Below are 21,571 nucleotides of genomic sequence, written 5' to 3'. Positions count from 1 at the left end.
GTGGGGGGATTCGGCGAGCGCCCCACCGCGCTCGCCGCTGGCGATCATCCGTGGTTGCAGATCTTGTCGGCGCGGGTCTGGAACCCTGACTCCGAGTCGATGAACTTGCCGCGCCTGGCCAGGAAGTCGATCAGGGCGTCAGCGTCCATCTCGCTGGCGCTGCAGGTGTGGAACCGGGCCTCGGCACCGAAGCGCGAGGCGATCGCCGCCCTGAGGCTGGCCCGGGTAAACGGACTCTCCTGCTCCAGCATCATCTCCATCACTTCGTGACCGTGTATCGATTGGGACATCTCGAACCTCTTTAATAATCATGTCAGATGACAATTAAAGCCCGAAGCCCGGAGAGGGTTTTTGATATAGGCCAACAAAACGCCTTTTTTAACGCCAGCGGGCTGGTCGTGAGCGCCGCTTTGTCGATAATGTGGCAACCTGACGGGGGGATGGCTACACTGTCGCCCCTTTTTGCCACCGCAGACAGAAAATAAGGACATTGGCGTCATGCTGTTCCATGGATTGGTCTTCAAACCCTGGCGGATCTGGACCCGTCGCCCGCTCTGGTTGAAGACTCTGCTCGGCATGCTGACCGGGATAGGTCTGGGACTCTGCTTCAGCGAGCAGGCCCTGCTGCTCAAGCCCATCGGCGTCCTGTTCGTCAACACCATCCAGATGCTGATGGTGCCCCTCATCTTCTGTTCCGTCCTGGCAGGCCTCACCGCCCTGCTCAAGGGCAAGCGGCTCGACCGCATCGCCGGCAAGGCCATCGGCTTCTATCTCTGCTCCACCGCCGTCGCCATCTGCATCGGCCTGATGATGGGCTGGCTGCTGGAGCCGGGCATGGGCGCCAATATGGGTCCTTATGAACGGGGCGCCATGGCGCAGCAACCTACCCTGGCCAGCGTGCTGAGCCACCTGGTGCCGCGCAACCCGGTGCAGGCCATGGGCGATGGCAAGATATTGCAGGTGATCGTGTTCGCCGTGGCCCTCGCTCTCGCCCTCAACGCCACCGGGCGACGCGGCCGCCCCGCCATCCTGTTCTTTACCTCTCTGGCGGAGGGAATGTTCAAGCTGACCCAGATGGTGATGGCCCTGGCCCCCTATGGCGTCTGCGCCCTGATGGCCTGGATGACCGGCAAGTACGGCGTCAGCCTGCTGTTGCCGCTGCTCAAGGTGATCGGCGCCGTCTACCTCGGCTGCCTGCTCCACGTGCTCGGCGTCTACAGCAGCCTGCTGCTCCTGATGGCGCGCCTCAACCCGTTGCACTACTTCAAGAGCATCGTCGATGCCCAGGCGGTGGCCTTCACCAGCAGTTCAAGCAGCAGTACCCTGCCCATCAGCCTGGCCTGCGCCGAACGCAGGCTCGGGGTCTCCCCCGCCATCACCGCCAAGGTGCTGCCCATCGGCGCCACCATCAACATGGATGGCACCGCCCTCTATCAGGGGGTCACCGCCCTGTTCGTGGCCCAGGCCTTCGGGGTGGATCTGCATCTGGTGGACTACCTGACCATCATCAGCATCGTCACGCTGGCCAGCATCGGCACGGCGGGCACACCCGGTACCGGGCTGATGTTGCTGACCCTGACCCTCACTGCCGTGGGACTGCCTCTGGAAGGGGTGGCGCTCATCGCCGGCATAGACCGGATCCTCGACATGGCGCGCACCACGGTCAACGTCTCCGGCGACATCCTGGTCTCCGTGCTCATCGCCCGCAGCGAGAAGGAGCTGGATCTCGCCACCTACCACGATGCCCATGCGGGGGATGACATCGACTTCACCCTGCGCTGAGGGCGCGAGGGGCGTTCAATGATCCTGGGGATCGTGATGGCAGCGCCAGCAGATATCGAAGTTGGCGCCGTTCTCCTCCCCGCACTGGCCGCACAGCCAGCCGTTGCCCTGGCGCTGCTGGTAGCGCTCGATGATCCGGCCCGCCCGCTGACGATCCCGCTCGTTCACCATCAGGGTCACTTGCAGCAGATCCACCGGCAGCTCCCCGAGCGCGCCGGAGAGCCCTTCGCCGCTGAGGCGCACCCTGACTCCCTCTACCTCCAAGGCCCCTTTCAGGGCATGCGCCTCCAGGGAGTGAGAGGCGCGATACAAGTTAATCCACTGATCCATACGTTGTCCTCGAAACCCTTGCCAGTGCCGTCATCACCAGCACTACCATCATTCCAGGGCGAGCATCTTCCGGGAGCGAGATGCCCGATACAGATTCATCCACCGATCCATACGTTGTCCTCGAAACCCTTGCCAGTGCCGTCATCACCAGCACTACCATCATTATTCCAGGGCGAGCATCTTCCGGGAGCGAGATGCCCGATACAGATTCATCCACCGCTCCATACGTTGTCCTCGAAACCCTTACAGCAGCTTGTCGATACCGTAAGCCGGGCCGTTGGCCACCAGAAAATCGATGAATGCCCTCAGCTTGCGCGGCATCAGGCGCCGCTCAGGAAACAGCAGGTAGATGGGTACCCTGGGTTGCTGCCACTCCGGCAGCAAGGAGACCAGCGTCCCGTTCGCCAGCTCATCATGGCACAGCATGGCAGGCAGGGAAGCCAGCCCCAGCCCCGCCTTCGCCGCCTCCCTGGCACAGGTGATGTTGTTGACCTGGAAGCGGGACGGGGGATCCACCAGCACTTCGCGATCATCCAGCTCGAAACACCAGTGCGAGGCGAGGAACCCCGTGCTGACCGCGATCCGCTCGTGATGCACCAGATCGGCGGGCCTCTGGATCACCGGGTGGCGCGCCAGATAGTCCGGGCTGGCGCACAGCAGCCGCTCGGTGCTCCAGAGACGCCGCGCCGCCAGGTTGGAGTCGCTCATGTCGCCGACCCGCACGATGGCATCCAGCCCCTCGCTGATGGGATCCACGATGCGGTTGGTCAGCTCCAGCTCCACCTTCATGCCCGGATAGGCTTGCAGGAAGTTCGCCACCAGCCTGCCCACCACCAGCTGTCCCGTCTCGATGGGCACCGCCAGCTTGAGGGTCCCCGTCACCTCCTGCTGGCTGGCACTGAGCATCAGCTCGGCCTGGGCCAGCTCCTCCACCGCCTTGCTGCAGCGTAGATAATATTGTTCACCGGCTTCCGTCAGGGTGAGCTGCCGGGTGGAGCGATAGAGCAGCCGTGCGCCGAGACGCTGCTCCAGCTCGGCGATGCGGCGGCTCACCGTCGCCTTGGTCATGCCCAGCTCCTGGGCAGCGGCGGTAAAGGAGCCCTTGTCGACGATACGAACGAGGATTAAGGCAGCATTCAGGTCCATTGTTTCACCAGTGAAACTGTATATCTCATGAATGGATACTAATCGAAACAGTTGCACGATGTTAGCCTGCCCGCCACAGTTCAGGAAAACCAATATCATGAGTCAACACAAGAAGATCCCCCTGCTGGCCGCCCTGGTGCTGGCCCTGCTCGGCCTGCTGTTTGCCGGTTACTGGTATCTGCATGGCCGCTACTTCGAGAGCACCGACAACGCCTACCTGCAAAGCGAGGTGACCGGCATCGGTTCCAAGCTCTCCGGCTACATCAGCGAAGTACTGGTGACCGACAACCAGGCGGTGAAGGCCGGCCAGCTCATCGCCCGGCTCGACGACCGCGAATACAGGACCAAGGTGGCGGAGGCCGAGGCCGATCTGCACCTCAACCAGGCGACGGCGGATAACCTCGCCGCCACCCGTATCCAGCAGTTGAGCCTCATCCGCCAGGCCGAGGCAAAAGTCAGCTCGGCCAATGCCGAACAGGTCCGGGCCCAGCAGCAGGTGCGCCGGGTCAGCCAGCTCAATGAGCGTCACTACAGCTCCCAGGACAGCCTGGACGAGGTGCGCGCCGGCTTGCAGGTCAACCAGGCCCAGGCACTGGAGGCCAAAGCCGCCCTGCAGGCCGCCCGCGAGCGGCTGCTGGTGCTGGATGCCGAAGCCAAGCAGAACCAGGCCAGGCTGGCATTGAGCGAAGCCCAGCTTGAACAGGCCAGGCTGGAACTCGGCTACACCGAGCTGCGAGCCCCCGCTGATGGCATCATCGGCAAACGCAGCCTCCGGGAAGGGCTCTACGTCCAGTCCGGTATGCAGGTGGCCAGCCTGGTGCCCCTGAGCCAGGTGTGGGTCGAGGCCAACTTCAAGGAGACCCAGTTGCAGCACATGCAGCCGGGCCAGAAGGTGGAGGTGATCCTGGATACCTATCCGGATCAACCGGTCGAGGGGATCATCGACAGCCTCTCTCCGGCCACCGGCGCCAAGTTCGCCCTGCTGCCGCCGGAAAACGCCACCGGCAACTTCACCAAAATCGTGCAGCGGGTACCGGTCAAGATCCGCATCCCGGATCCGGGCGCCCTGGCGGGCAAGCTGCTGCCCGGCCTCTCCACCGAGGTGATCGTCGACACCCGCACCCCTGATCCCGTGGTGGCCGCCCACTGATGGACGCCATACCACGCCGCAACTGGATCGCGGTCATGGGGGGCCTCATCGGCGCCTTCATGGCCATCCTCGACATCCAGATCACCAACGCCTCCCTGAAAGACATTCAGGGGGCGCTCTCGGCCACCCTGAGCGAGAGCTCCTGGATCTCCACCTCCTATCTGGTGGCGGAGATGATCGCCATTCCGCTGAGCGGCTGGCTGAGCCGGGGACTGAGCGTGCAGCGCTACCTGCTGTGGACCACGGGCGCCTTCATCGTCGCCTCCGTGCTCTGCTCGTTCAGCTGGAACCTCACCAGCATGATCGTCTTTCGGGCGCTGCAGGGCTTTACCGGCGGGGCCCTGATCCCCATGGCCTTCTCCCTCATCGTCAGCCTGCTGCCGCTGCACAAGCGAGCCACCGGCATGGCGCTATTCGGCCTGTGCGCCACCTTCGCCCCCGCCATCGGTCCGACCCTGGGGGGCTGGCTGACGGAGCAGATGTCCTGGCACTACATCTTCTATCTGAACGTGCCGCCCGGCCTGCTGGTGATGGCCATGCTGGCCCACGGACTGGACAGGAAGCCCGTGGACTGGGAGGTGATCAAGCGGGTGGATCTCATCGGTATCCTCACCATGGCGGTGGGGCTCGGACTCCTGGAGGTGGTGCTGGAAGAGGGCAACCGGGAGGACTGGTTCGGCTCGAGCTTCATCGTGCGGCTCACCGTCATCTCGGTGGTGGCCCTGGTGTTCTTCGTCATCAGCCAGTTGCTGCGCCGCCACCCCCTGGTCAACCTGCGGCTGCTGCACAACCCGCGCTTCGCCCTGGCCTGCTTCGCCTACCTGGTGCTAGGCATGGGGTTGATGGGCTCCATCTATGTGCTGCCCCTCTACATGACCCAGATCCACAACTACAACGCCCTGGAAATCGGTGAAGTGCTGATGTGGATGGGGTTGCCCCAGTTGCTGGTGCTCCCCCTGGTGCCCAAGCTGACCCACAAGATAGATCCGCGCTATCTGGTGAGCTTCGGCTTTCTGGTCTTCGCCATCAGCTGCTTCATGAACGTGAACATGAATGCCGACTACGCCGGGCCCCAGCTGATCCAGTCCCTCATCGTGCGGGCCCTGGGGCAGCCCTTCATCATGGTGCCCCTCTCCCTGGTGGCGACCGCCAGCCTGACGCCGGACGAGATCCCCTCTTCCTCGACCCTGCTCAACGTACTGCGCAACCTGGGGGGCGCCTTCGGCATCGCCATCATCGCCACCCTGATCGACAACGACACCCGGACTCATGTCAGCCAGATCGGCAGCACCCTGGCCGCCACCAGCATCGAGGGGCAGGCCTATCTGATGCAGCTGGCCCAGAACATGATGGCCCAGGGAGCCGGGCCGGAGCAGGCCCAGTTGCAGGCCCGGGCCATGCTGTCGAACACCATCAGCCGCGAGGCGGCCATCATGGCCTACAACCAGGTGTTCTACGTGATGGGTATCTTCCTGCTCGTCGCCAGCGCCCTGATGCTGCTGCTCAAGCAGCCGGCCCCGAGGGACCCTGACGCAGAACCGGTCGAGGCGTGAAAGGTGGGGATCACATAGCAAAACGGGCCAGAAGGCCCGTTTTTCATGGCTGCCCGCCAGTCAGCCCGCCAGGGAGGCGGCGATCAGGAACTGGGCCGCGAAGTAGCTGCTCATGATCCAGGCCGTGGCATGGGGGAAGGGGCGGCGGAATCTGTCCAGCGCCAGCATGCTGTCGGAGAAGAGGAACATCAGCGCCCCCACCAGGGCGGCGGCGCTGCCGGCAGTGAGAGAGGCATGCCAGGCACCGGCAGCCACCCAGGCCATGGCGATGATTACCAGCATGTAGCAGAAGACGGGGATCCTCATCTCGCCGAGCTGGCCCCACAGGAGCCCGAACACCATGCCGGCCACCAGCAACAGCAGCAGGCCGTCCACCAGCTTGAGCACCAGGGGCCCCTGGGCGAAACCGACGATGTAGCAGAGGTGAGCGACAAAAAATGCCGCCAGCCCCTGGATGAAGCGATCCCGTGGCAGCATCAGCAGCACGTCCCCCGCCAGCGACAGGCAGAGACCGAGCAGGATCCAGGCGTGGGAGCCGTTGTGATCGTCGCTCTGGTAGCCAAACGCCAGGGCGATGATGAACAGCATGGTCAGGGGTTTGCTGATGTAGAACTGACGGGAGTCTGAGCCGTAAGCCGCGCGGATGTGCCACCAGCCCGATGCGATGATCAAGAAACTCAATAACATGCCCTGCTCCTCACCGGCTGCTCGCCCTGGGGCGGCAACCTCTTTAGTGCCCGCAAGAGTAGCAAATTCCCCCGGCCAGTGGCAGAGGCTGAAGCAGATGGCACCCTACACCTAAAGTCTAATTGCCCCCATCCCCGCCCTCGGGCATAAGAGACAGCTCTGGAGGATCACCATGGAAGACGCTATGACCAACTACCTGCCCGCTATCGACATCATGATGTGCCATCTTGGCATCAGCTTTGAACAGGCCTGCGAGCAGCTTGGCCTCAGCCCGCAGGAGCAGCAGACCCTCGACCAACTGCAAAAACAGAAGCAGACCCAGTCCAACTGATGCCCTGGACTGATGGCCCGAAGCGGCCGGCATCACGGCCCAGCATAAAAAAACGGCGCCCGAAGGCGCCGTTTTTTATTGGGTGATGATCAGGGCCGAGCGACCCGGCGGCGTTGCAGCCAGACCACGGCCCCGAACAGCAGGAAGCCCGGCAGCCACATCAGCTCCTTGGGCCAGCGCTCGGTGGGCGCCTTGACGCTCAGGATCTGCTGATCCATCTCCAGCCCCAGATCGGCCGCCTGGCTGCCGAAGGTGACGGTGTCGATCAGGATCTTGCCGTCCTGCTCATAGGTCTGGATCCCCAGCTTGGCCAGACGATCCTCACCGCTCGCGCCATCCGGCACCGGCAGCAGCACGGTGAAGCGGCGCAACTTGCCCACCGCATCTTCCCCTTCCATGCGCAGGCGCAGGGTGCTCTCGGCCTCCACCTGCCCCATGGTCTGGACCAGCTCGGCCGGGGCGGTGTCGCGATATGGGTCGTGCAGCAGATCCATCCAGAAGCCAGGACGGAACAGGGTGAAGGCCACCAGCAGCAGCAGCACGCTCTCGTACCAGCGGCTCTTCACCAGGAAGAAGCCCTGGGTGGCGGCAGCGAAGATCAGCATGGCGATGGTGGCCACGAAGAAGATCAGTACGCCGTGGGCGAAGTCCACGTTGATGAGCAGCAGATCGGTGTTGAAGATGAACAGGAACGGCAGCGCCGCGGTACGCAGGCTGTAGTAGAACGCCGTGATCCCGGTCTTGATGGGGTCGCCCTTGGAGACGGCGGCCGCGGCGAACGAGGCCAGCCCCACCGGCGGGGTCACGTCCGCCATGATGCCGAAGTAGAAGACGAACAGGTGCACCGCGATGAGCGGCACGATGAGGCCGTTCTGCTGACCCAGGGTGACGATCACCGGCGCCAGCAGGCTCGATACCACTATGTAGTTGGCAGTGGTCGGCAGCCCCATGCCGAGGATGAGGCTCAGCAGGGCGGTGAGGATCAGCATGAGCAGCAGGTTGCCCATGGAGAGGAACTCCACCAGATCCGCCAGCACCAGGCCGACGCCGGTCTGGGAGACGGCCCCGACGATGATGCCGGCAGTAGCGGTGGCAATGCCGATGCCGATCATGTTGCGGGCACCGGCAATCAGCCCCTCGCGCAGGTCCACCACGCCATCGGTGAAGGAGCCGTAGTCATGCTTGCCGTCGGTGCGCAGCCAGTTCAGCAGCGGTCGCTGGGTCAGCAGGATGATGATGAGCATCACCGACCCCCAGAAGGCCGACAGCCCGGGGGAGAGGCGCTCCACCATCAGACACCACACCAGCACCACCACGGGCAGCAGGAAGTGCAGGCCGGAGAGCAGCACGGCGCGGGTCTCGGGCAGCTCGTCCAGTGGCTTGTCCGGGTCTTCCGCCGGCAGCGGTGCGTTGCTCGCGGCGATCTTCAGCAGTCCGAGATAGGCGACGGCCAGCAGCACGCTGATCCCCGGCAGGGCATAGTCACCCAGTACCGGCTTGAGCCAGCCCAGACCGTAGTAGACCGCCATGGAGAGGCCGCTGATGAGGGCGGCACCGAAGGCGAAGCCGGTCAGGCGACGCAGCCAGGGGCGCGGCTGACGGTTGCCGATGGGCTGCATCCCGAGCTTGAGCGCCTCGAGGTGCACGATGTAGAGCAGGGCGATGTAGGAGATGGCCGCCGGCAGGAAGGCATGCTTGATGATCTCCACATAGGGGATGCCCACGTACTCCACCATCAGGAAGGCCGCAGCCCCCATGACCGGCGGCATGATCTGGCCGTTGACCGAAGAGGCCACTTCCACCGCGCCGGCCTTCTCCTTGGAGAAACCGACCCGTTTCATCATGGGGATGGTGAAGGTGCCCGTGGTCACCACGTTGGCGATGGAGGAGCCGGAGATGACGCCGGTCAGGGCCGAGGCGACCACGGCCGCCTTGGCCGGGCCGCCGCGCAGGTGGCCGAGCAGGCTGAAGGCGAGCTGGATGAAGTAGTGGCCCGCACCGGCGCGCTCGAGCAGGGCGCCAAACAGCACGAACAGGAAGACGAAGCTGGTGGAGACCCCGAGGGCGATGCCGAACACCCCTTCGGTGGTGATCCACTGGTGGTTGGCCAGCGCGTGCAGGCTCACCCCGCGGTGCGCCAGCAGGGAGGGCATCCAGGGACCGGCCAGGCTGTAGGCCAGGAAGACGATGGCGATCACCGCCAGGGCCGGGCCGAGGGCACGGCGGGCGGCTTCCAGCAGCAGCGGAATGCCGATACAGGCGACCACGAAGTCCATGGTGGTCAGGTTGCCGGGGCGCTGGGCCAGCTGCTCATACATGATGAACAGGTAGCTGGCGACGGCGGCGCCGATGAGGCCGAGGGCGATGTCACCGAGCGGCACGCGGTCGCGCGGCGAGCTGCGCATGGCCGGGAACACCAGATAGGCGAGCAGGATGGCGAAAGCCAGGTGAATCGAGCGTGTTTCAGTGTCGTTGAGAACACCGATGCCGAGAGAGAACGGCAGCGGCGAAGCGATCCAGAGCTGGAACAGGGACCAGATCAGCGCAAGACCCGCGATGATCCAGCTCATGGTGCCCACCGGCAGGCGGGCTCCCACATCCTGGGCGATCAGCTCCTCGGCCGAGAGCGCCTCTTGTTGTTGTGTTTGCTGCATAGTGTGGCTCTGTTGGTACTGCAATAAATGAGACTCGCCCCCCCGAGGGAGGAGCGAGTCTGGGGCACATCCGAAACCGCAACCGGATTACATCCAGCCACGTTCCTTGTAGTAGCGCACCGCGCCTTCATGCAGCGGGGCGGAGAGACCCACCTTGATCATGTCGGCTTCCTTCAGGTCGGCGAAGGCCGGGTGCAGGCGCTTGAAGCGATCCAGGTTGTCGAACACGGACTTGACCAGCTGGTAGACCACTTCCGGATCGGCCTTGGCACTGGTGGAGAGCACAGCCTTGCCACCGATGGACGGGGTCGGGGTCGGGCTGCCCTTGTACAGGCCACCCGGGATCTCGGCCTTGCTGTAGTAGCTCTTCTCGGCCAGCAGCTTGTCGATCTCGGGGCCGGTCACCGGCACCAGCACGGTGTCGGTGGTGGTGGAGGCTTCCTGGATGGCACCGTTCGGGTGGCCGACGAAGTAGCTCATGGCGTCGATGTTGTTGTCACCCAGGGCAGAGGCCTGCTCGGCGGGTTTGAGCTCGGAGACCAGGCTGAACACGGACTTGTCCCAGCCCTTCACGGTCATGATCTCTTCAAAGGTGTCACGCTGACCGGAACCCGGGTTGCCGATGTTGACGCGCTTGCCCTTCAGGTCGTCGAAGCTGGCAATCTTGGCGTCCTTGCGGGCCAGGATGGTGAACACTTCGCTCTGCAGGGAGAAGACGGCGCGGATGTCATCCATCGGACCTTCGGCCTTGAACGGCTCGACGCCCTTCATCGCCTTGTACTGGTGGTCGGACTGCATGATGCCGAAGTTGAATTCTCCGGAGCGGATGCCGTTGACGTTGGCAACACCACCGCCACTGGCCGGGGCGTTGCACTTGATCTGGTGATCGGCGGCGCCGCGGTTGAGGAAGCGGCAGATGGACTGGCCCGCCACGTAGTAGACGCCGGTCTGACCGCCGGTGCCTATGGTCACGAAGCGCTCCTGCGCTTGCACCGGACCACCAAACGACACACCGACCAGAGCCGCCGACAAGGCGCACGCCAAGGATAATCCTTTCATGTTCTTCATCCTTTTCATTGATTTATTTCACCCGTTTCCCGGGAGAATATGAGACAGACCCGCACCAAGACGGGGTTCGCCTATACGACCTCGTACGAGGAAATGGTCGAGCGGCACGCGCCCTTCCAAAAGCCACCATCATCCTGCGGTGAGATAATCAGCGTCATGCCGATCGGAGGTGATCTGACCAGAAACGGGTCAGTTCAAAAGCATTAACGCTCCGATTAAGCACATAACACCAACATAAATCAAACAAAACAGCAAAATGGCGGATTTAAATAGCGAGAAGTTTGAAGCGGATCATTCATTTCTCAAGGGCAGATTAATTACATGAACTATCAAAGGGAAGCAATAAAAAGCACGCCCAGATTCTTTCGCAACCCTTGACTGGCAAGGATTAGAAACCTGGTCCGTTATATTGCGAAATGCATACTGAACAGCATAAACACGACGTTAATGACGCTTTTGTCGCCAAGATGCAAAAACCCCGATCCGGGGCTGCCGGAACGGGGTTTGGTAACAAGCTGATTTCATTTGGGCCCGGCCATCACGCCTTGCTGCCGGCCAGCTCCAGAATGAAGGCGAACTCCAGGGCGATGTCCTCATAGGCCTTGAAACGGCCCGACTTGCCGCCGTGACCGGCCTCCATGTCGGTGCTGAGCAGCAACTGGTTGTCGTCCGTCTTCAGCTCACGCAGCTTGGCCACCCACTTGGCCGGCTCCCAGTACTGCACCTGGGAGTCGTGCAGCCCCGTGGTCACCAGCAGATTCGGGTAGGCCTGGGCCTTGACCTGATCGTAGGGGCTGTAGGCCTTCATGTAGTCGTAGTAGCGCTTCTTGTTCGGGTTGCCCCACTCGTCATACTCCCCTGTGGTGAGGGGAATGGACTCGTCCAGCATGGTGGTGACCACGTCGACGAAGGGCACCTGGGCCACCACGCCGCGATAGAGCTGGGGCGCCTGGTTGATGACGGCCCCCATCAGCAGGCCGCCGGCGCTGCCTCCCATGGCATAGACCTGATCCCTGGCGCCGTAGCCTTGCGCCACCAACGCCTCGGTCACGTCGATGAAGTCGTTGAAGGTGTTCTGCTTCTTGAGCAGCTTGCCCTCTTCATACCAGGTGCGGCCCAGCTCCTCGCCACCCCGGATATGGGCGATGGCGTAGACGAAGCCCCGGTCCAGCAGGCTCAGGCGTGAGCTGCTGAAGTCCGGGTCCATGCTGGCGCCGTAGGAGCCATAGCCGTAGACCAGCAGGGGATTGGTGCCTGCACCACCCCCTGCCTTCTTGAACTTGTCCTTGCGATAGACCAGCGACACCGGCACGGCCACGCCGTCACGGGCGGTGATCCAGAGCCGCTCACTGGCATATTGCGCAGGCATGAAGCCCGCCACCGGCTGCTGCTTGAGCAGAGTCCGCTTGCCGCTGTCCATGTCCAGCTCGTAGGTGGAGGACGGCGTGGTCATGGAGGAGTAGCCATAGCGCAGGGCGCTGGTGTCCGGCTCCGGGTTGTAGGCAAGCCAGGTGACATAGGCGGGATCGTCGAAGGCGATCTCCTTCTGTTCGCCGCTCTGCCAGTTGACCTGACGCAACCGGGTCAACCCCTGGCTGCGCTCCTCCAGCACCAGCCAGTCCCTGAACAGGGCATAGCTCTCCAGCAGCACGTCCGGATTGGGGGCGATCACCGCCTTCCAGCGATCCACCGGGCTCTCCTTGGTCTCATAGAGGCCGAAGTTCTTGCCGTCCTTGTTGGAGCGCACATAGAAGCGGCCGCGGTAGTGATCCAGGCTGTATTCGTGATCCACCTGGCGGGGCAGGAACAGGCGTGGCGTCTGGCCCGGCACATTGGCATCAATGAGGCGCGCCTCGCTGGTGGTGGTGCTGGAGAGGGAGATGACGATGAAATCTTCCGAGGTGGTGGCGTAGAGGCTCACATAGAAGGAGTCGTCCTTCTCCTCGTAGACCAGGGTATCCTTCGCGGGGTCCGTGCCCAGCTCGTGGCGATAGACCTGGTAGGGCAGCAGGGTCTTGGGGTGCTTGCGCACGTAGAAGACCGTCTTGCTGTCGTTGGCCCACACCAGGTTGCCGGAGGTGTTCTCGAGGGTGTCGGCGGCCCAGGCGCCGCTCTCCAGATCGAGGAACTGGATCCTGTATTGACGGCGGGAGAGATAATCTTCCGCCACCGCCAGCCAGCGGTTGTTGCGGCTCACCTCGAGCGCCCCGAGGGCATAGAACTCGTGGCCTTCGGCGCGCTGGTTGCCATCCAGCAGCAGGGTGGGCGCCCCGTCCCCTTCCACCTTGCTGCGGGAGTAGATGGCGTACTCCTTGCCCGGCTCGTAACGGGTCTGATAGCGGTAGCCGTTCTTCACATAGGGGACAGACTCGTCCTGCTGGGGAATACGGGCCACCATCTCCTTGTAGAGCTGCTCGCGCAGCGGCTTGATCGGTGCAAGCATGGCCTCGGTGTAGGCATTCTCGGCCTTGAGATAGTCCAGCACCTCGGGCTTCTGCCGCTCGTCGTCACGCAGCCAGTAGTAGTTGTCGACGCGCGTGTCCCCGTGTTTTTTCAGGGTATGGGGGTGCTTGGCAGCCACCGGGGGGACAATGACAGGCTGGGTGGAAGTATCGCTTGTAGGCATGGCGGACTCTTCGTTGGCATGGGAACAGGGCGCAGCAAGCAGGCAAGCCAGCAGCAACCCCCGGGAAAAGGTGAACATGTCGCATCCTTTGCGCTGTCACAGGGCCGCCCCTCCCGCTGGTGCTGCACGCATCCAGACGGCACACCGGCAGGCAGTGGGAAAAGCGTCCCTGAGAAAATAAAAATTGGCGATCAATCTGCCCCTTGTCGCCCGGGGTTGCAAGGGCTCCCCGGACATTCCCCCCCAAATCGACGAAAAAGGGCCGCCATCTCGCGATGGCGGCCCTCCTCCCTGACCGTGGGCGACACGGGTTCGCTCAGGTGTGCCTCACATGATGGAAGTGTGTCTGCTCACGGTCAGCATCCATCAGCCGGGGTAGCTCGACCAGACTTTGGTCGCGCCCTCGTCACTGATGCTCAGCACCTGATAGGGCTGACCCGGAATATCCATGCCCGGCGCACTCTGGGGCATCCCCGGAATGGTCAGACCGCGGATCGCCGGTTTTTCCTTGAGCAGCTTCTGCACGTCGGCAGCGGGCACATGCCCCTCCACCACATAGCCGTTCACCACCCCGGTGTGGCAGGAGGCCAGCTGCGGGGTGATGCCATGCTGCTGCTTGATCGGGTCAAGCTGCTCGGTTTCCACGACCTTGACCTCAAAGCCGTTCTCTTCCATGTGCTTGATCCAGGTCTTGCAGCAACCGCAATACTGGGACTTGTAGACGGTCATCTGCCCGGTTGCCAGAGCAGAAAAACTGACGGTACCGGCCAGCACGGCCAGTAACAGGGACTTGTACATATCTCACCTCGGTTAAGAAGAAATGCCCGGAAAGGGAAACTCGACTCAGCCGTGGTGACGGGGCGGACGCTCGAGACGCTTCAGGGGCGCCTCCGGCATGAACAGAGAGGGAGAGAGGTATGTCGGCCTGTCGGGCTCAAGCCGGGCAACCGTCAGGCTGTCGTTGGTGAGCACCGTCATGGCGAGCGCCGAGGTGAAGCTGCCGCAGGGCATGGCTTTTTCCAGGGTACGCTCGCTCTGGCTGCAATGGGGCGTCAGGGTACAGAGATCGGTGGCCGCACGGCTGCCAAACGACATCAGCACCAGCACCAGACTCCACAGTGGGAGCCAGCGGCGGGCGCGAGCGAGTTGGCGACGGGTCAGGACCATGAGACGACTCAATGACGAAAGAGGGCCTATGGTAACCCTTGGCCCAGGGGGAGGGTCAACCCCTCCCCCGTTTGCATCAGGGTTGCTGACGGGTGGCTGCCAGCACGATCTCCCGCACGCAGACGTTGGCCGGCTGGTGCCAGGCGTAGAGCACGGCGTCGGCGATCACCTCGGGTGCAATGACGCCTCCCATCTGATCCTTCCAGTCGTGATAGCCCGACTTGATGCGCTCGTCCGTGGTGTGGTTGAGCAGCTCGGTCTCCACCGCGCCCGGAGCGATGGTCACCATCCGCACGCCCACATCGGCCACCTCTTCCCGGATATTTTCGGTCAGGGCGTGAACGGCGAACTTGGTGGCGCAGTAAGCGGCATGGTTCGGGAAGGTCTTGCGACCGGCGATGGAGCTGATGTTGATGATGGTGCCGCTGCGGCGGGCCTTCATGCCGGCCAGTACCGCATGCACGCCATTCAGAACCCCCATCACGTTGATGTTGAGCATCTGCTGCCACTCGGCGGGATCCTGCACGTCGGCCTGCCCCAGCAGCATGACGCCGGCATTGTTGACCAGACATCCCACCGGGCCGAATTGCGCCTCCGCCTGCGCCACGGCGGCCTTCATGGCGGCGGTGTCGGTGACATCGACCCCGATGCAGAGGGTATCGGGCAGGTTCAGCGCCTGCATGGGCTCGACCCGGCGGGCCAGCAACAGCAGCGGATGGCCGGCGGCGGAGAAGGCGCGGGCAATGGCGGCACCGATCCCGGCGGACGCGCCGGTGATCACCACGAGGGACTTGGACATGGAGTTTTCCTTCTGATGCGTTGAAATGGGCGTCAAACAAGGGCTGGCCAGCACGGGACCCAGTCACTATAGTCGCTACATCCATCGGCGATAAATATAGTTTTCCGCTGGTTATCATCTGAATTAACTATGGTATCCCCATGCTGGACCTGAGATTGCTGCGCTTCTTCATCGCCATTTATGAAGAGAAGAACATCACGGCAGCGGCAGCCCGCTGCCACGTGAGCCAACCCTCCCTCTCCGCCGGCCTTCGCCAGCTCGAAGAGAGCCTGGGGGACAGCCTCTTCATCCGGGGCAAGAAGGGGGTGGAAGCGAAGGATCCGGCCCACTATCTCTATCCCCACGCCGTCAAGCTGGTGGAAGAGGCGCGTCGCCTGCCGACTCTGTTTCGCCAGAAGGCGACGCGTGCGAGACTCAACATGGCCATCATGCCCGACCTCAGCCGCCGTCGGCTGGCGGGATTGCTTCGGCGGGTGCAGGGGGTGCTGCCCGAGCTGGATCTCACCCTCTCCGATTACGGCACCCCGGCCGACTGCCGACTGACCCTGGATGCCCTGCGCCGGGAGGACGAGATCTTCCTGCCGCTCTGGGAAGAGGAGTACGTGCTGTGCGTTCCCAGGGGACACCCTCTTGCGGGCAGGGCGCATATCGAGCTGGCTGAGTTGCAACATTATGATTTTATTGAGTGCCCCCCCTGCGAAGCCCATCAGCAAACCATAGGCCTGCTGGCCTGTGACCGGCTCACCCTCAATCTGGTGGCCAAGGCCGAGAGCAAGGGGCTGGTGATGGCGCTGGTGCTGGCCGGGGTGGGTATCAGCTTCCTGCCCGACGGGCTGGTGGAGGACGAAGCGGGCCTGTGCACCCTGCCCGTGAGCGCCCCCCGGATGTTCCGCCGCATCGGCCTCTGCTACCCCGCCCACCAGACCCTGAATCCGGCGCTGCGCGCACTGATCCCGGAACTGGCGGGCCAGGGAGCTTCTTGATAACGTTTCAGCTCACAATCTGTCGCATGTGCCGGCAGCAGACCCTCTTCAGGAATCCCATGAAACGCATTCTGGTCATCTTTTCACACCCGGCGCTGCAGAGTTCCCGGGCCAACAAGCAACTGCTGCATGCCATCGAGGGGCTGGAGGGGATAACCCTGCACGATCTCTGCCAGCGCTATCCGGACATGTTCATCAACGTGAAACGGGAACAGGCCCTGCTGGCGGAGCACGACATCATCGTCTTCCAGCACCCCTTCTACTGGTACTCCTGCCCGGCCATCATGAAAGAGTGGATGGACCTGGTGCTGGAGTACGGCTATGCCTACGGCCCCGAGGCCCACGCCCTCAACGGCAAGCAGTGGCTCAGCGCCATCACCACGGGGGGTGGCCCCGAATCCTACTGCCGCGCCGGCTACAACCAGCGCCCGCTGCTCGACTTCCTGCTCCCCTTCCAGCAGACCGCACAGCTGTGCGGCATGCGCTGGCTGCCCCCTTTCGTGCTGCACTCTTTCCACAAGCTCGAGGATCCCGAGGCGCTGCGCCGCTGCGGCCAGGACTATCGCCAGCTGCTGTGCGCCCTGCGTGACGAGCATCTGACCCCGGCCCAACTGGCCGAGAGCCCCTATCTGCGCGATCTGCTGGGGGCACTCCCATGACACACACTCGATCCGGGCGCAGGCCCGGCCAGCCCTCACCGGCATTCATCATGTTAAGGAGGAGCCGCTGATGGGACATGGATTGCTGTTTGATGCCCTGATCTACCTCTCGGCGGCGGTGATCGCCGTCCCGCTGGCCAAGCGGTGGGGGCTGGGCTCCGTCCTTGGCTACCTGCTGGCGGGGATCATCATAGGTCCCTTCCTGCTTGGTCTGGTGGGCGAGCAGAAAGACGTGATGCACTTCGCCGAGTTCGGGGTGGTGCTGATGCTGTTTCTGGTCGGTCTGGAGCTGCGCCCGGCCCTGTTGTGGCAACTGAAAGGGCCCATCCTCGGCACCGGTGGTCTGCAGGTGCTGCTCACCAGTGTCGCCCTGACCGGGGTGGGTTATCTTTTGGGTCTGCCCTGGCAGCAGGGGCTCGCCATCGGTCTCATTCTTGCGCTCTCCTCCACCGCCATCGTGCTGCAGAGCCTACAGGAGCGCAAACTGATGCAGAGCGAGAGCGGCCGCTCCGCGTTTGCGGTGTTGCTGTTCCAGGACATCGCCGTCATCCCCATCCTGGCGATCCTGCCGCTGCTGGCCATCGCGCCGGTCGCCAGCAGCGGCAGCTCGGAGCTGGCAGGCTGGCAGCACGGCCTGCTGGTGGTGGCCGCCATCGCCGGCATCGTGCTGGGTGGTCATTACCTGATGCGGCCGGTGTTTCGCGCCATCGCCCAGTCCCACATGCGGGAGATCTTCGTCGCTGCCGCCCTGCTGCTGGTGATCGCCATCGCCGTGCTGATGGAATCCGTCGGCCTCTCCCCCGCCCTCGGCTCCTTCCTCGCCGGCGTGGTGCTGGCGGACAGCGAATACCGCCACGAGCTGGAAGCGGACATAGAGCCGTTCAAGGGGTTGCTGCTCGGCCTCTTCTTCATGTCGGTGGGTGCCGGCATCGACTTCAGCCTCTTTGCCGCCCATCCCCTGTTGATCCCGGCACTGGTGATCGGTCTGATGGTGCTCAAGTGGCTGGTGCTGATGGGGCTCGGCTTTGTCATTCGCCTCTCCCCTAACCAGCGCTGGACCTTCGCCCTGGCCCTGGCCCAAGGCGGGGAGTTCGCCTTCGTGCTGTTCTCGTTCGCCGCCCAGAACAAGGTACTGCCGGGCAGCACCATCTCACTGCTGACTCTGGTCGTCGCCCTCTCCATGGCGCTGACACCGCTGCTGCTTATCCTCAACGATCGGGTGATCCAGCCCTGGTTCGACTACCGCAACCAGAGTGACACCCCCGAACATGAACAGCCCGAGCTGGTGGAACACCCGGTCATCATCGCCGGCTTCGGTCGCTTCGGTCAGATAGTGGGGCGCCTGCTCCACGGCCATGGTATTGGCACCACCATCCTGGAGCAGGATGCCAGCCAGATAGAGATGCTGAGAAAGTACGGCTACCAGGTGTTTTATGGGGATGCCAGCCGACTCGACCTGCTGCACGCGGCCGGCGCCCACAAGGCCAAACTGCTGGTGCTCTCCCTCAATGACCCGGCCACCTCCCTCGAAGTGATCGAGATGGTGAAAAAGCACTTCCCGCACCTCAGAATACTGGCCCGTGCCCAGGACAGACCCCATGCCCACGAGATCCTGCGCCACGGGATAGACAGCGTGCACCGCGAAACCCTGGGGTCGGCCGTGGATCTTGGGGTAGAAGCACTCACCCTCTTGGGATTCAGGGCCAATCAGGCCTGGCGTGCGGGGCAGATGTTCAAGCAGTATGACAACCGGCTGCTGCGGGAACAGGTCAACTACCTGGACGACGAGCACACCTATATCAACAAGAGCCTGCAATACCGCGACATCCTCTCCGACCTGCTGCAAGACGATCAGGAAGGACAGGAGCGTACCCACGCCCATCAATGGAACAGCGGTCTGCCCGACAACAACAAGGAAGCAACATGATTGCCTATTACCCCATGCTCAAACACCTTCACATGACCCTGGCCCTGGTCAGCCTGCTGCTCTTCCTCTACCGCTGGAGCCTGGCGCTGGCGGGCAGCGGGCGGCTGCAACAGAAATGGTTGAAGGTGCTGCCCCACATCAACGACACCTTCCTGCTGCTGTTTGGCGTGCTGCTGGCGGTGACCCTGCAGATGAGCCCTGGCCAGCAGCCCTGGTTGATGGCCAAGCTGATTGCCCTGATGATCTACATCGGCCTGGGCGTCATGGCGCTCAAGCGCCCTGCCCGCGGTCAGAAGCTGGTGGCCGGAGTAGCCGCTCTCGCAGTATTCGGCTACATGGTGGGCGCAGCCATCACCAAATCAGCCTGGTCCTGGCTGGCATAACGACGTGTCGAGGTGGGGGCCCGTCCCCCACCTCCTTCCCACCTCCCCCTCCTTACTGCTTCCATTTCCTTCCTGTCACCCTGGTCGCGAGCATCCTCGCAAGGCTTGTTTTCAATAAAAAAAGGGCTCAAACAACCCCTTTTATCTGTTGTTTTGTTTTATTTATCAATGACTTGCTTCTTCATGTATGAAAATGGCGACAGTTGTCGCAGCAAAACTTGCGACATAGACTGTCGCAGGCCATGGCTAGGATACACTCAACGCTAAACCAGTGAAGGCATGCACCATGAGTAAGAAGCTGTTACGACAACTGACCTTGGCGCGTTGCATCCCGCACCGCCCTTACAAGCTGACCGCCAGCCAACTCCAGGTAAAACTGGAAGAGGAAGGCATTCACGTCAGTCTCCGTACCGTGCAACGGGACCTGGAAGAGATGTCCGGCATGGGACTGTTCGACCTCACCTCCGATGAGCGCAGCAAGCCTCATGGCTGGTGCTTCGAGCGCCATGGTCTCAATGACTTTGCCAACATCATGCCGCTCTCGCTGGCAGTGGCCCTGAAAACCTGGAGCGACCAGGCAAGCCAACTGTTGCCGGCAAGCGTGCTGACCGAATTGAACCCGCTGATCGACAAGGCTGGTCAGGTGATCCGCGACAGCCAGAGCGAACTGGCCGAGCGCTGGCTGGAGAGCGTGCACCAGTCACCTCGCCCCTTCGCTGGCAATCCGGAGATCCGCCGCAGCACTCTGATCCGCGACGCCCTCTGGCGTGGCCGCAAATTCAGCGCCGAGATCCAGCGTGTCATCAAGGAGCGTACTGTCTGGCTCTGCTATGACCGAATCAATCCCCTCGGCATCCTGAACCAGCCCGATGGCCCCATCCTGCTCTGTACCCTCTCCGAGCTGGATCCCAAGGTCTACGGCATTCCGTTCGATCACATCAAGAACGTGGAGTTGACCAACTTCAGCGCGACCCAGCCGAAGGACTTCAATATCCAGAAGCTGATCCGCGACCAGGGTTATCAGGACGTCAGCGGTCCGATCCGCTTCGTCGGGCGCATCGATGCCAACTGCCCGACCCTGATCGATGGACAAATCCCGGGGCATAACCCGCGCATGACCCGTTACGACAAGCGCAGCGTGGTGGTGGAGACCGAAGTGCAGGATACGCCCGAGTTCCGCTCCTGGCTGAACAACATGAGCGGCAACCTGGAGGTGCTTGCACCCGAATCACTGCGCAAGGCCTACCCGACTCCTGGGACAAGGGTCAGCTAAAGAAACCAGCAGACAATACAAAGCCGAGATTTATCTCGGCTTTTGTCTACTTTTAAAGCATAAGTATTCAATTAATTTTGAACTCTTACACCCCTGATTGAAGCAGCTGTACCATCGTTTTCCTACCGATTTCTGCTTGTAAGAGATCTGCCATTCCCCCTGTAAGACCCCTCAGTGTTGAACCGTACGTGAAGCCATCCCGCACTGGGTATACTTTCCATGGAAACTATCTAAACAACTGATAAACATAGATAATATTCCACGCCAGCCCATTTCTGTACCATATGTCACGGAGCTCAATCCGATTGCACACCTTGTTCGAGCCTGCAATTGCCTTAGTATGGGTCTCACAAGGACGAGCTGATTCGGCAGGATGCAGAAACAGCGCATAAACAAGGAATAGCCTGCAGGATGTGGGCAAGGAACACCTCGGGATGGGGTTGATAGCCAGGATGGTTATCACAAGGAGCGACAGGACAACCGCAGGATGCGGTAGTTGGATACCTCGGGATGAGGTTGAGTGGCACGGATTGTCACTCATCAAGGATGAGACACCGCAAGACGCGGTCAGGAACAGCTTCAAGATGAAGCGTGATAGCCAGGATGGTTATCAGTCAGGATGACGCAGGAACACCACGGGATGTGGTAATGGACACCTCCAGGAAGGAGAGGGTGAAGCAATCAGGACAGATTGCCAGGCTAGGAAGACCACAGGACACCCCAACGGATTGGGAAGGGGAATTTCCAAAGGAAAGGATAGCGTCAAGGATTGCAGGGAGCATGGCAGTTCAGGGAATGGACGAAATGACTTGAGGGGACAGCATCTGCTGTCCCCTTTTCTTTTGTGCACCCCTTGCTCGCCACACAACAGAAAATGGAATCAGCCTGAGCGATCCTGCCTACATCACGCCATCTGCATCACTGATAACCTGTTTGTATACCCACCAGAGGCAGCCACAGTAGCGCTCCTTGCCTTTTGCATATTCCGGTCGAAAATGAACACCTATTCCGGTTTAAAATGAACGCTGATTCCGGCTTGCGTGTACACCGTTT

The 21,571-nt window shown here is 62.2% G+C and carries 19 protein-coding genes; 9 read left to right on the top strand and 10 right to left on the bottom strand.

Features of this window, described 5'->3' with window-relative positions; translation table 11 throughout:
• Nucleotides 1-44 precede the first annotated feature (44 nt).
• Nucleotides 45-290 carry a YecH family metal-binding protein gene (locus tag PG896_RS15840; protein WP_039040405.1) on the bottom strand — a complete coding sequence of 82 codons (246 nt, stop codon included), beginning with the start codon at nucleotides 288-290 and terminating at the stop codon, nucleotides 45-47.
• 208 nt (nucleotides 291-498) lie between these two features.
• Here PG896_RS15840 and PG896_RS15835 point away from each other — a divergent pair, with 208 nt between their 5' ends.
• Entirely contained in the window at nucleotides 499-1,782 is a 1,284-nt protein-coding gene (locus PG896_RS15835; protein WP_041214291.1) for a dicarboxylate/amino acid:cation symporter, read from the top strand.
• Between the two features lie 15 nt (nucleotides 1,783-1,797).
• Here PG896_RS15835 and PG896_RS15830 read toward each other — a convergent pair whose 3' ends face one another.
• Together PG896_RS15830 and PG896_RS15825 are read right to left on the bottom strand one after the other, a co-directional pair.
• The gene (locus tag PG896_RS15830) at nucleotides 1,798-2,112 is read right to left on the bottom strand and encodes a putative signal transducing protein (RefSeq protein WP_010672587.1); all 315 of its coding nucleotides are present in this window, start codon (nucleotides 2,110-2,112) and stop codon (nucleotides 1,798-1,800) included.
• A 243-nt stretch (nucleotides 2,113-2,355) separates the two neighbouring features.
• Nucleotides 2,356-3,258 carry a LysR family transcriptional regulator gene (locus PG896_RS15825; protein ID WP_010672586.1) on the bottom strand — a complete coding sequence of 301 codons (903 nt, stop codon included), beginning with the start codon at nucleotides 3,256-3,258 and terminating at the stop codon, nucleotides 2,356-2,358.
• A gap of 97 nt (nucleotides 3,259-3,355) precedes the next feature.
• On the opposite strand from PG896_RS15825, the gene PG896_RS15820 reads away from it, so the two are divergent.
• Both PG896_RS15820 and PG896_RS15815 read left to right on the top strand, forming a co-directional pair.
• Nucleotides 3,356-4,408, top strand: a complete 1,053-nt coding sequence (locus tag PG896_RS15820) for an HlyD family secretion protein (RefSeq protein ID WP_161470114.1) — start codon at nucleotides 3,356-3,358, stop codon at nucleotides 4,406-4,408.
• Entirely contained in the window at nucleotides 4,408-5,961 is a 1,554-nt protein-coding gene (locus PG896_RS15815) for a DHA2 family efflux MFS transporter permease subunit (protein WP_161470115.1), read from the top strand. Before PG896_RS15820 ends, PG896_RS15815 begins: the two co-directional genes overlap by 1 nt.
• Before the next feature lie 60 nt (nucleotides 5,962-6,021).
• Here the strand turns inward: PG896_RS15815 and PG896_RS15810 are convergent, their stop codons facing one another.
• The gene (locus tag PG896_RS15810; RefSeq protein ID WP_010672583.1) at nucleotides 6,022-6,648 is read right to left on the bottom strand and encodes a lysoplasmalogenase; all 627 of its coding nucleotides are present in this window, start codon (nucleotides 6,646-6,648) and stop codon (nucleotides 6,022-6,024) included.
• Between the two features lie 172 nt (nucleotides 6,649-6,820).
• Here PG896_RS15810 and PG896_RS15805 point away from each other — a divergent pair, with 172 nt between their 5' ends.
• On the top strand, nucleotides 6,821-6,979 hold the full coding sequence (locus tag PG896_RS15805; RefSeq protein WP_005332188.1) for a hypothetical protein: 159 nt from the start codon (nucleotides 6,821-6,823) through the stop codon (nucleotides 6,977-6,979).
• Nucleotides 6,980-7,068: 89 nt separating this feature from the next.
• Here PG896_RS15805 and PG896_RS15800 read toward each other — a convergent pair whose 3' ends face one another.
• The 6 genes from PG896_RS15800 to PG896_RS15775 all read right to left on the bottom strand — a co-directional run bounded on the left by PG896_RS15800 (nucleotide 7,069) and on the right by PG896_RS15775 (nucleotide 15,293).
• Entirely contained in the window at nucleotides 7,069-9,633 is a 2,565-nt protein-coding gene (locus PG896_RS15800) for a TRAP transporter permease (RefSeq protein ID WP_270835901.1), read from the bottom strand.
• An 87-nt stretch (nucleotides 9,634-9,720) separates the two neighbouring features.
• The gene (locus tag PG896_RS15795) at nucleotides 9,721-10,692 is read right to left on the bottom strand and encodes a TAXI family TRAP transporter solute-binding subunit (RefSeq protein ID WP_270835900.1); all 972 of its coding nucleotides are present in this window, start codon (nucleotides 10,690-10,692) and stop codon (nucleotides 9,721-9,723) included.
• Between the two features lie 547 nt (nucleotides 10,693-11,239).
• Complete coding sequence (locus PG896_RS15790; RefSeq protein ID WP_270835898.1) at nucleotides 11,240-13,405, bottom strand: S9 family peptidase; 2,166 nt, start codon at nucleotides 13,403-13,405, stop codon at nucleotides 11,240-11,242.
• Nucleotides 13,406-13,693: 288 nt separating this feature from the next.
• On the bottom strand, nucleotides 13,694-14,125 hold the full coding sequence (locus PG896_RS15785; RefSeq protein ID WP_010672577.1) for a DUF411 domain-containing protein: 432 nt from the start codon (nucleotides 14,123-14,125) through the stop codon (nucleotides 13,694-13,696).
• A 45-nt stretch (nucleotides 14,126-14,170) separates the two neighbouring features.
• A complete protein-coding gene (locus PG896_RS15780) occupies nucleotides 14,171-14,494 on the bottom strand; it encodes a hypothetical protein (RefSeq protein WP_069652338.1) in 324 nt (107 codons plus the stop codon).
• Nucleotides 14,495-14,570: 76 nt separating this feature from the next.
• Entirely contained in the window at nucleotides 14,571-15,293 is a 723-nt protein-coding gene (locus tag PG896_RS15775; RefSeq protein ID WP_202040320.1) for an SDR family oxidoreductase, read from the bottom strand.
• 140 nt (nucleotides 15,294-15,433) lie between these two features.
• Here PG896_RS15775 and PG896_RS15770 point away from each other — a divergent pair, with 140 nt between their 5' ends.
• The 5 genes from PG896_RS15770 (at nucleotide 15,434) to PG896_RS15750 (ending at nucleotide 20,518) form a co-directional block, all read left to right on the top strand.
• The gene (locus PG896_RS15770; RefSeq protein ID WP_171865603.1) at nucleotides 15,434-16,276 is read left to right on the top strand and encodes a LysR family transcriptional regulator; all 843 of its coding nucleotides are present in this window, start codon (nucleotides 15,434-15,436) and stop codon (nucleotides 16,274-16,276) included.
• Between the two features lie 59 nt (nucleotides 16,277-16,335).
• Nucleotides 16,336-16,935, top strand: coding sequence for an NAD(P)H-dependent oxidoreductase (locus PG896_RS15765; protein WP_171865602.1), 600 nt, complete (start codon nucleotides 16,336-16,338; stop codon nucleotides 16,933-16,935).
• A gap of 70 nt (nucleotides 16,936-17,005) precedes the next feature.
• Nucleotides 17,006-18,862 carry a monovalent cation:proton antiporter-2 (CPA2) family protein gene (locus PG896_RS15760; protein ID WP_103858882.1) on the top strand — a complete coding sequence of 619 codons (1,857 nt, stop codon included), beginning with the start codon at nucleotides 17,006-17,008 and terminating at the stop codon, nucleotides 18,860-18,862.
• Nucleotides 18,859-19,245: a SirB2 family protein gene (locus tag PG896_RS15755; protein ID WP_042864580.1), complete on the top strand. Its 387-nt coding sequence runs from the start codon at nucleotides 18,859-18,861 to the stop codon at nucleotides 19,243-19,245. Before PG896_RS15760 ends, PG896_RS15755 begins: the two co-directional genes overlap by 4 nt.
• 286 nt (nucleotides 19,246-19,531) lie before the next feature.
• Nucleotides 19,532-20,518 carry a helix-turn-helix transcriptional regulator gene (locus PG896_RS15750; protein WP_029313511.1) on the top strand — a complete coding sequence of 329 codons (987 nt, stop codon included), beginning with the start codon at nucleotides 19,532-19,534 and terminating at the stop codon, nucleotides 20,516-20,518.
• Nucleotides 20,519-21,571 lie beyond the last annotated feature (1,053 nt).

Origin of the sequence: Aeromonas sp. QDB30 (assembly GCF_027707645.1) — a bacterium.
Classification (GTDB): Bacteria; Pseudomonadota; Gammaproteobacteria; order Enterobacterales; family Aeromonadaceae; genus Aeromonas; species Aeromonas caviae.
This window is presented reverse-complemented; position numbering and strand designations above follow the sequence as displayed.